Source organism: Acidisphaera rubrifaciens HS-AP3 (assembly GCF_000964365.1).
GTDB classification, from domain to species: domain Bacteria; phylum Pseudomonadota; class Alphaproteobacteria; order Acetobacterales; family Acetobacteraceae; genus Acidisphaera; species Acidisphaera rubrifaciens.
On the sequence record NZ_BANB01000358.1, the window covers coordinates 1 to 1,070 of the forward strand.

At 74.2% G+C, this 1,070-nt stretch carries 2 protein-coding genes; both read left to right on the forward strand.

The window, feature by feature from the left end; genetic code table 11:
• Window positions 1–308 (forward strand): DCC1-like thiol-disulfide oxidoreductase family protein (locus B8460_RS11030; protein WP_048861653.1); only part of this gene is annotated, 308 nt, incomplete at its 5' end.
• Entirely contained in the window at window positions 295–1,032 is a 738-nt protein-coding gene (locus B8460_RS11035; RefSeq protein ID WP_048861654.1) for an SDR family NAD(P)-dependent oxidoreductase, read from the forward strand. The genes B8460_RS11030 and B8460_RS11035, both read left to right, overlap by 14 nt.
• Window positions 1,033–1,070 lie beyond the last annotated feature (38 nt).

Here is a 1,070-nt window from a genome sequence, read left to right on the forward strand (position 1 = left end):
ACGTGGACGTGTGCGACGCGGCGGCCCGGCTGCCCGACGGCCTCGACCGCCGGGCGGCGCTGGCGCGTTTCCACGTCATGGCCCCGTCTGGCGCGATGCTGTCCGGCGCCGCCGCCTTCGTGGAAGTCTGGCGGACGCTGCCGCGCTGGCGCTGGCTTGCCCGGCTCGCGTCCCTGCCGCTCGCGCTGCCGCTGCTGGAGGGCGCCTATCGCCTGTTCCTGAACGCGCGGCCGCTTTTGGTCCGAGTCTTTATTGTGCTGACCCGCCGCGCGACGCCGGCCGGCAAGGCCGGTCATGACCCAACCTGAGTCGGACGGGGCGCCACCGTCGCTCCGCTCCTTCGATCCCGGCGGCGTCGCCGTCGTGTTCGGCGCGACCGGCGGCATCGGCGCGGCACTCCTGGCCGCCCTGGAAAAGGCCGGGCATTTCCGACACGTGACCGGCTATGGCCGGCGCGGCACGCCGTCCTTCGACCTGACGGACGAGACGAGCATCGCGCGCGTCGTCGCCGATGCCGCCGCGCTGGGCGAGATACGCCTCGCGGTCGACGCGACCGGCTTTCTGCACGCAGCGGACAAACGGCCGGAAAAGTCCTGGGCGGAACTCGATGCCGCGCGCCTGGCCCACGCCTTCGCCGTCAACGCCATCGGCCCGGCGCTGCTGATCAAGCACCTGCTGCCGCGGCTGCCGCGCACGGGCAAATCGGTCTTCGCCACGCTGTCCGCCCGCGTCGGCTCGATCGGCGACAACCGCCTCGGCGGCTGGTACGCCTATCGCGCGTCAAAGGCGGCGCTGAACCAGTTCGTCCGCACCGCGTCGATCGAACTCGCCCGCCGCGCGCCGGCGGCCGCCTGCGTCGCCCTTCATCCCGGCACCGTCGCGACCGGCCTGTCGGCCCCGTTCGTCCGGCCGGGCAGGGAGGTCCACGCACCGGAGGAGGCCGCGCGTCACCTGCTGTCCGTCATCGACCGGCTCGACGCCTCCGCCACCGGCGACTTTCTCGACTGGCGCGGCGACCCCGTGCCGTGGTGAAGCCCGCGCCGCTCCCGCGCCCCTCCGGCGCCCCGCCG

Excerpts from the sequence above, each read along its gene's own strand:
- B8460_RS11035 (WP_048861654.1), top strand. The coding sequence starts at position 295 with ATGACCCAACCTGAGTCGGACGGGGCGCCACCGTCGCTCCGCTCCTTC.